A 7,635-nucleotide genomic window follows, 5' to 3' on the forward strand; every position below is an offset into this window, starting at 1 on the left:
AATCGCGAGGAAGGCCTCCTCCAGCGAGGCGCTGCGGGCGTCCAGGGCGCCGAGCGCGACTCCGTGGTGCCGGGCCCAGCCGAGCAGGTCGGTGAGGGTGTCCTGGAGGCCGACGGTCTGCACGGTGACCTTGCGGCCGTCGACGGTGACCTCGGCCCCGGTCAGGACGGGCAGCGCGGATCCGGTGAACTCGGGGAGCTCGAACGTGATCCGGGAGGGCCGACCGGCGATCACCTCGGCGACGGTGCCGCTGGTGACGACCTGGCCGCCGTGCATGATGGCCAGCCGGTCGGCCAGCTCCTCGGCCTCCTCCAGGTAGTGCGTGGTGAGCAGCACCGTGGTGCCCTGGGCGCGCAGCTCGCGGACCAGCCGCCAGACGGAGGCGCGGGCCTCCGGGTCGAGGCCGGTGCTGGGCTCGTCCAGGAACAGCACCTCGGGGCGGCCGAGCAGGGCCATCGCGAGGTCCAGCCGGCGCCGCTCGCCGCCGGACAGCTGCTTGACCCGGACGCCGGCGCGGTGGCCGAGGCCGACCAGCTCCAGCGCCTCCGCGACCGGGCGGGCGCCGCTGGTCAGCCCGGCCCAGGCGCGGCCGGTCTCGGCGGCGGTGAGCTCGCCGGGGAAGCCGCCCTCCTGGAGCATGATGCCGATCCGGGGGCGGACCTCGGCGCGCTCCTTGAACGGGTCCCGGCCGAGCACCCGGACGGTGCCGCCGGTGGGAGCGGCCAGGCCCTCGATGACCTCCATGGTGGAGGTCTTGCCGGCGCCGTTGGTGCCGAGCAGGGCGAACAGCTCACCGCGGTGGACGGTCAGGTCGACACCGCGGACGGCGTGGTACCCGGCGGCGCCGGTGCCGTAGTGGCGGTGCAGGTCGGTGACCTCGATCACGCTGTCGCCGGAGCGGGAGGGCTGGCTCGTTTCCATGCCTCAAGCCTTCCGCCGGCCGGGCCGCGCGGGCAGTGCGCGCCGTCATGAACCGTCGGTGCGGATCCACGGGTCGGCGATGACAAATGTCATGGGGAGCGGCACCGGGGGAGTGCCCGGGCAGTTCGGGGGGAGTTCCGGGAAGTTCCCGGAAAACGCCGAAGGCCCCCTCGATCGAGGGGGCCTTCGTACTGGAGCGGACGACGAGATTCGAACTCGCGACCCTCACCTTGGCAAGGTGATGCTCTACCAACTGAGCCACGTCCGCAGGACCAACTATTGAGTTGTGCTGTGCTCGCGCACTGCGAGCGGACGACGAGATTCGAACTCGCGACCCTCACCTTGGCAAGGTGATGCTCTACCAACTGAGCCACGTCCGCATGGTGCCTGGTGGGGCACCCGCCGCCTTGTTCGGATCTCTCCGTTGCGGCGACGAGGAATACTCTACAGCATCTTTCGGGGTGGTCGCCCCACCCTTTCGGTCCGGGCGGGCGGGGCGACCGGGGGCGGTGCCCCGGGAGGTCAGTTCGCCTCGGCGAACGCCTCGTACACGTGCTTGGGGATGCGGCCGCGGGCCGGCAGTTCCATGCCGCGGGACAGGGCCCAGGCGCGGACCGCGGCCGGGTCCGGAGTGAGCGCGGTGCGGCGGAAGGACTTTCCGGTGCGGCTCTGACGACGGCCGGCCGCGACGAACGGCGCGAGGGCCTCCCGCAGCTTTTCCGCGTTGTCCACGGACAGGTCGATCTCGTACGACTTCCCGTCGACGCCGAAGTGGACGGTTTCCGCGGCGGCGCCGCCGTCCAGGTCGTCGGAGAGCGTGACAACTACACGCTGAGCCATGGGTGTCAATCCTCTCGGGCAATTCGGTCGCCGGTTCGTGGGTACGTCCGGTGGCCTGATGTGCACCAACTCGCGCAAGCGCACACGGGCAGGCCCGGTGGCCCGCCGGATACGCAGCACTTGCCGCGACAGGTGGCCCTATTCTGCACCCGAAGGGGGTCGAAATCGAAGAGTTCGGCATTCTTTTCCGGATATTCACGAGTGTTCGCGCGACTCTCGGATACCGATGTGCGGGACGGGTCGATCTGTCCCCAAGTGCCGTATTCGGGCGTTACCGTTCGGGGCCGCGAAACCACGGAAACGGTCCGATCCGGGCGGGGGGAGCCGGCGTCGGATCCCTTGCGGCGTAAGGGTCCTGGGTCTACGCGCGTCACCCTCCCCGGCCAGCAATCCCGCCCGAAACGGCCGGTAGTCTGGAGTTCCCCCGCCTCACCGAAGACACCACCGGGAGTGCCAGTGGCACGCGTCGTAGTCGACGTCATGCTCAAGCCGGAGATCCTCGACCCCCAGGGACAGGCGGTGCAGCGCGCACTGCCCCGTCTCGGATTCACCGGGATCGCCGACGTCCGCCAGGGCAAGCGTTTCGAGCTGGAAGTGGAGGGCCCGGTCGACGACGCCGCGCTCGCCCGTATCCGCGAAGCCGCCGAGACCTTTCTCGCCAACACCGTGATCGAGGACTTCACCGTCCGGGTCGAGGAGGCGGCGAAGTGACCACCCGCGTCGGCGTCGTCACTTTCCCCGGCTCCCTCGACGACCGCGACGCCCAGCGCGCGGTCCGTCTGGCCGGCGCCGAGCCGGTCGCCCTCTGGCACCGTGACAAGGATCTCCACCAGGTCGACGCCGTCGTCCTGCCGGGCGGATTCAGTTACGGCGACTATCTGCGCGCCGGCGCGATCTCCCGCTTCTCGCCGGTGATGGAGACCATCATCGAGCAGGCGAAGCTGGGAATGCCGGTCCTCGGCATCTGCAACGGCTTCCAGGTGCTGACCGAGTCCCACCTGCTGCCCGGCGCCATGCTCCGGAACAACCACCTGCACTTCATCTGCCGCGAGCAGAAGCTCCGGGTGGAGAATGCGGGCACCGCCTGGACCCGTGATTACACGGCCGGGCAGGAGATTCAGATCCCGCTGAAGAACATGGACGGCCGCTACACCGCGGACGCGCGGACCATCGACGAGCTGGAGGCGGAGGGCCGGGTGGTTTTCCGCTACCTGGACGTCAACCCCAACGGTTCGATCAATGACATTGCCGGTATCACCAACGCCGCCGGGAACGTCGTCGGTCTGATGCCGCACCCGGAGCACGCCGTCGAGCCGCTGGTCGGTACCGGCGGTACGGACGGCCTGGGATTCTTCACTTCCGTCCTGAAGCAGCTGGTGAACGCCTGATGAGCCTCGACACCGTCAAGAACGCCGAGCAGACCCCGGACGCGGCCCAGCCCTGGGCCGAACTCGGCCTCAAGGAGGACGAGTACGCGCGCATCCGGGAGATTCTCGGCCGCCGCCCGACCGGCGCCGAACTCGCCATGTACTCGGTCATGTGGTCGGAGCACTGTTCGTACAAGAGCAGCAAGGTCCACCTGAAGCAGTTCGGCGAGAAGAAGCCGGATTCGGACGCGATGCTCGTCGGCATCGGCGAGAACGCCGGTGTGGTCGACGTCGGCCAGGGCTACGCGGTGACCTTCAAGGTCGAGTCGCACAACCACCCCTCGTACATCGAGCCCTACCAGGGCGCGGCCACCGGCATCGGCGGCATCGTGCGCGACATCCTCGCGATGGGCGCCCGCCCGGTCGCGGTGATGGACCCGCTGCGCTTCGGTGCGGCCGACCACCCGGACACCCGGCGCGTGCTGCCCGGGATCGTCTCGGGCATCGGCGGCTACGGCAACTGCCTGGGCCTGCCGAACATCGGCGGCGAGGTCGTCTTCGACTCCTGCTACCAGGGCAACCCACTGGTCAACGCGCTGTGCGTGGGCGTCATGAAGCACGAGGACATCCACCTCGCGCAGGCCTCCGGCGCCGGCAACAAGGTCATCCTGTACGGCGCCCGCACCGGCGGCGACGGCATCGGCGGCGTCTCGGTGCTGGCCTCCGAGACCTTCGACGACACCAAGCCGGCCAAGCGCCCGGCGGTCCAGGTCGGCGACCCGTTCCAGGAGAAGCTCCTGATCGAGTGCACCCTGGAGATCTTCCGGGAGAAGCTCGTCAAGGGCATCCAGGACCTCGGCGGTGCCGGCCTGTCCTGCGCCACCAGCGAGCTGGCCTCGGCCGGCTCCGGCGGCATGCGGATCGACCTGGACACCGTGCACCTGCGCGACCACACGCTCTCGCCGGAGGAGATCCTCATGAGCGAGTCGCAGGAGCGCATGTGCGCGATCGTGGAGCCCGACAAGGTCGACCGCTTCCTGGAGATCTGCGAGAAGTGGGACGTCATCGCCAGCGTCATCGGTGAGGTGACCGACGGCGAGCGCCTGGAGATCTTCTGGCACGGGAACCTGGTCGTGGACGTGCCGCCGCGCACCGTCGCCCACGAGGGCCCGACCTACCAGCGCCCATACGCCCGCCCGAGCTGGCAGGACGCGCTGCAGGCCGACGCCCCCACCGCCGAGCGGCTGGCCCGCCCGACCACCGGCGAGGGCCTCAAGGCCGACCTGCTGAAGGTCGCGAGCCACCCGAACCAGGCCTCCAAGTCCTGGATCACCGACCAGTACGACCGCTTCGTGCTCGGCAACACCGTGCTCTCGGTCGGCGAGGACTCGGGCATGATCCGGATCGACGAGGAGACCAACCTCGGCGTCTCGGTCGCCACCGACGGCAACGGCCGCTACGCCAAGCTGGACCCGTACACCGGCGCCCAGCTGGCCCTGGCCGAGGCGTACCGCAACGTCGCGGCCGGCGGCGCCAAGCCGCTCGCCGTCTCCGACTGCCTCAACTTCGGCTCCCCCGAGGACCCGGACGTGATGTGGCAGTTCGCCGAGGCCACCCGCGGCCTGGCCGACGCCTGCCTGACCCTCGGCACCCCGGTCACCGGCGGCAACGTCTCGCTGTACAACCAGACCGGCGAGGTCGCCATCCACCCGACCCCGGTGGTCGCGGTGCTCGGCGTCATCGACGACGTCACCCGTCGCACCCCGGTCGCCTTCGCCGAGGAGGGGCAGCTGCTCTACCTGCTCGGCGACACCGAGGACGAGCTCGGCGGCTCGGCCTGGTCGCAGGTCGTCCACGACCACCTCGGCGGCCTGCCGCCCAAGGTGGACCTGGAGCGCGAGCGGCTGCTCGGCGAGATCCTGATCGCCGCCTCGCGCGACGGCATGATCGACGCCGCGCACGACCTGTCCGACGGCGGTCTCGGCCAGGCGCTGGTGGAGAGCTGCCTCAAGGGCGGCCACGGTGCGCGGATCGTCGTGCCCGAGGGCCTGGACCCGTTCGTCCTGCTCTTCTCGGAGTCGGCCGGCCGCGCCGTCGTGGCGGTGCCGCGCAGCGAGGAGCTCCGGTTCAACGACATGTGCACCGCGCGTGGCCTGCCGGCCACCCGGATCGGTGTCGTGGACGGCGACAGCCTGGACGTCCAGGGACAGTTCACCGTCTCGCTGGCGGAGCTGAAGGACGCCCACACCGGCGTCATCGAGGCCCTGCTGGCCTGATCGGGCCCTTCCGAGGGGCGGACGGTTCGACTGAACCGTCCGCCCCTCGGCGTATGTTGGGGCGCATGCCTCCCAAGTCCCGTACGTACCAACCGCAGAAGGTCCGCGCCGCGCTGACCGCCCAGACGCGGGCGCTGCGTGCCGCCGTGCAGGGCCTCACCGACGCCCAGTTGGACCTGCCGACCAGGCTGGGGGACTGGCGGGTCCGTGAGCTGCTCGCGCACCTCGCCGTCCAGCTCGACTTCCTCCCGGCCCACCTGGACGACCCGCTGGAGGGGCGCCCGCCGCTGGACCTGTTGGGCTGGGTGGCCGCGGTCGGCACCGTCGCGCCGGGGCTGGACGCGCAGACCCGGGAGCGGGCGACGGTGGAGTTCGACGGCGGCGCGGCGGCGGTGGCGGCGGCCTTCGGCCGGGCCGCGGACGCGCTGACCGGGCTGCTGGAGCGCCCCGAAGCCGCCGACCCGACGCGGCGCCTGGAGGTCCGGCTGGGCTCGATGCTGCTCGCCGACCTGCTGGTGACCCGGCTGGTGGAGACGGTGGTGCACGCCGACGACCTGGCGGCCGCGCTCGGGCCTGAGCCCTTCCCGCACGACCGCCAGGCCGTCGCCGCCACCACCCGGCTGCTCGCGGACGCCTTCGCCGACCGGGTGCCCGGCGGTGCGGTCGAACTGCGGATCCCGCCGTACGCCGTCGTCCAGGCCGTGCCGGGCCCCAAGCACACCCGCGGCACCCCGCCGAACGTGGTCGAGACCGACCCGCTGACCTGGATCCGGCTGGCCACCGGCCGCACGGACTGGGCGGCGGCCCTGGCGGACGCCGACGTCTCCGCCTCCGGGGAGCGCAGCGACCTGGGGGAGCACCTGCCGGTCCTGCGTTAGTGCGCCCTAGCGCAGTTGGGCCGCCAGTGCCTCGGCGGCCTTGCGCAGCGGTTCGCCGGACAGTGCCTCGTCCTGGGGCGGGTTGCCGATGGTGTTCTGGCTGAGCAGCAGGATGAGGTCCCCCTCGCCGCTGAGCGCGACGCGGGAGACGGCGGCCGTGCCGTCGCCCGGGGTGAGCCTGGTCTGCCCGATCGCGGGGCGGTCGGCGAAGAACCGGCTCAGCTGGTCCGTGCTGAGCAACCCGGCGGCCGCGATCTTGGGCAGCATCATGCTGAGCCCGTAGTCGCTCTTCGACGCGGCCATCAGGTGGACGTCGACGGCGGACCGGCCGACCGTGTAGGTGCAGGTGATCTCGGCGCTCGGCGGCACGGCCGGCATCTCGGGCTGGGACGGCGGGTGGGTGACCCCGGACGGCCAGGGCTGGGCCGGGACGCCGTCGCCCGCGTTGCCGGAGACGGAGTGGCCGTCGTGCTCGGCCGGGGCGACGGCGCCGGTGATCCCGGCGGCGGTCGCGGCCTTCGCGAAGTCGAGGCCGAACGGGCAGGTGTCGGTCTTGTGCTTGAACACGTCCAGGGCGGTCGACCGGAAGCGGTCGTAGCCGAGCGCCCCGCCGTTCGCGGCGGTGCCGCCGGAGGAGGAACAGGCGGTGGCGCCGAGGGCGATCCCGGCGGCGGCGAACGCGGCGGTGAGCCTCAGGCGTTGGGCAGCTGTCATGTCGGCAGACTAGGGCGCGGTTGTTCCGGCGGGTTGCCGATCGGGTCTCAACTCCGTCGCGGTGTCCGCCGCGCTACGGGACGGACGGACCGCTCAGGTAGGTGCCCTCCGCCGAGTACGGCCAGGCGTTGGGCGCGCAGCCCTTGAGGCCGTAGATCTGCTGCATCATCGCGGGTGCGGGCTTGCCCGGGCCGGGGCAGGTCTCGTGTCCGTGGCCGATCCGGTGGCCGACCTCGTGGTTGACGATGAGCGCCCGGTACTCGTCCAGCGGGCCGCTGAACTGCGGTGAGCCGGTGTTCCAGCGCTTGGAGTTGACCAGCACCTGGTTGCCGACGTTGCAGTTGACCTCGCCGTGGGTGTCCAGGCCGGAGGCGCCGCAGATCCGGTCCACGGTGGCGGGGGAGGCGATCTTCACGGTGAAGTCGTACGGGCCGCTCGCGACCAGCTGGAAGCCGTTCCTGCGGTCGTTGGTCCAGCCGCGCCGGTCACCGAGGATGCCGTGGATCTGCGCGGCGGCGGACGCCGCGTCGATGCCTATGCCGTCCTCGACCTCCACCCGGTAGCGGCGCACGGTGCCGTGGCCGACCGGCTTGGCGGTGGCGGGGGCGGTGCTGAAGGTGCCGGCGCCCTTGGTGGGGC

General features: G+C 71.4%; 8 protein-coding genes and 2 tRNA genes. 4 read left to right on the forward strand and 6 right to left on the reverse strand.

The window, feature by feature from the left end; translation table 11 throughout:
- From J0670_RS23940 to J0670_RS23955, 4 genes are all read right to left on the reverse strand, one after another.
- The coding region (locus tag J0670_RS23940; protein WP_207813718.1) for an ABC transporter ATP-binding protein at positions 1-921 on the reverse strand (921 nt) is incomplete at its 3' end.
- Positions 922-1,113: 192 nt separating this feature from the next.
- Positions 1,114-1,189, reverse strand: a tRNA-Gly gene (locus J0670_RS23945).
- A 39-nt stretch (positions 1,190-1,228) separates the two neighbouring features.
- Positions 1,229-1,301: transfer RNA gene (locus tag J0670_RS23950), tRNA-Gly, on the reverse strand.
- A 142-nt stretch (positions 1,302-1,443) separates the two neighbouring features.
- A complete protein-coding gene (locus J0670_RS23955; protein ID WP_030056585.1) occupies positions 1,444-1,761 on the reverse strand; it encodes an Lsr2 family protein in 318 nt (105 codons plus the stop codon).
- A 456-nt stretch (positions 1,762-2,217) separates the two neighbouring features.
- Between J0670_RS23955 and purS the strand changes: the two genes are divergently transcribed.
- From purS to J0670_RS23975, 4 genes are all read left to right on the forward strand, one after another.
- Positions 2,218-2,472, forward strand: a complete 255-nt coding sequence (gene purS / locus J0670_RS23960; protein ID WP_045692676.1) for a phosphoribosylformylglycinamidine synthase subunit PurS — start codon at positions 2,218-2,220, stop codon at positions 2,470-2,472.
- Positions 2,469-3,149: a phosphoribosylformylglycinamidine synthase subunit PurQ gene (gene purQ / locus J0670_RS23965; RefSeq protein WP_207813719.1), complete on the forward strand. Its 681-nt coding sequence runs from the start codon at positions 2,469-2,471 to the stop codon at positions 3,147-3,149. Before purS ends, purQ begins: the two co-directional genes overlap by 4 nt.
- Positions 3,149-5,404, forward strand: a complete 2,256-nt coding sequence (purL, locus tag J0670_RS23970) for a phosphoribosylformylglycinamidine synthase subunit PurL (protein WP_207813720.1) — start codon at positions 3,149-3,151, stop codon at positions 5,402-5,404. Before purQ ends, purL begins: the two co-directional genes overlap by 1 nt.
- Positions 5,405-5,469: 65 nt before the next feature.
- On the forward strand, positions 5,470-6,282 hold the full coding sequence (locus tag J0670_RS23975; protein ID WP_207813721.1) for a maleylpyruvate isomerase family mycothiol-dependent enzyme: 813 nt from the start codon (positions 5,470-5,472) through the stop codon (positions 6,280-6,282).
- Between the two features lie 6 nt (positions 6,283-6,288).
- Here J0670_RS23975 and J0670_RS23980 read toward each other — a convergent pair whose 3' ends face one another.
- Positions 6,289-6,996 (reverse strand): hypothetical protein, encoded by a 708-nt coding sequence (locus J0670_RS23980; protein ID WP_207813722.1) that lies wholly within the window; start codon positions 6,994-6,996, stop codon positions 6,289-6,291.
- Between the two features lie 73 nt (positions 6,997-7,069).
- On the reverse strand, positions 7,070-7,635 hold a 566-nt coding region (locus tag J0670_RS23985; RefSeq protein ID WP_207813723.1), incomplete at its 5' end, for a DUF3152 domain-containing protein.

The organism is Streptomyces sp. FH025 (assembly GCF_017427025.1).
Taxonomy (GTDB): Bacteria; Actinomycetota; Actinomycetes; order Streptomycetales; family Streptomycetaceae; genus Kitasatospora.

What these genes read in the sequence shown, in the direction of transcription:
- J0670_RS23955 (WP_030056585.1), bottom strand. Translation starts at nt 1,761, where the DNA reads ATGGCTCAGCGTGTAGTTGTCACGCTCTCCGACGACCTGGACGGCGGC.
- purL (WP_207813720.1), top strand. Translation starts at nt 3,149, where the DNA reads ATGAGCCTCGACACCGTCAAGAACGCCGAGCAGACCCCGGACGCGGCC.
- J0670_RS23975 (WP_207813721.1), top strand. Translation starts at nt 5,470, where the DNA reads ATGCCTCCCAAGTCCCGTACGTACCAACCGCAGAAGGTCCGCGCCGCG.
- J0670_RS23980 (WP_207813722.1), bottom strand. Translation starts at nt 6,996, where the DNA reads ATGACAGCTGCCCAACGCCTGAGGCTCACCGCCGCGTTCGCCGCCGCC.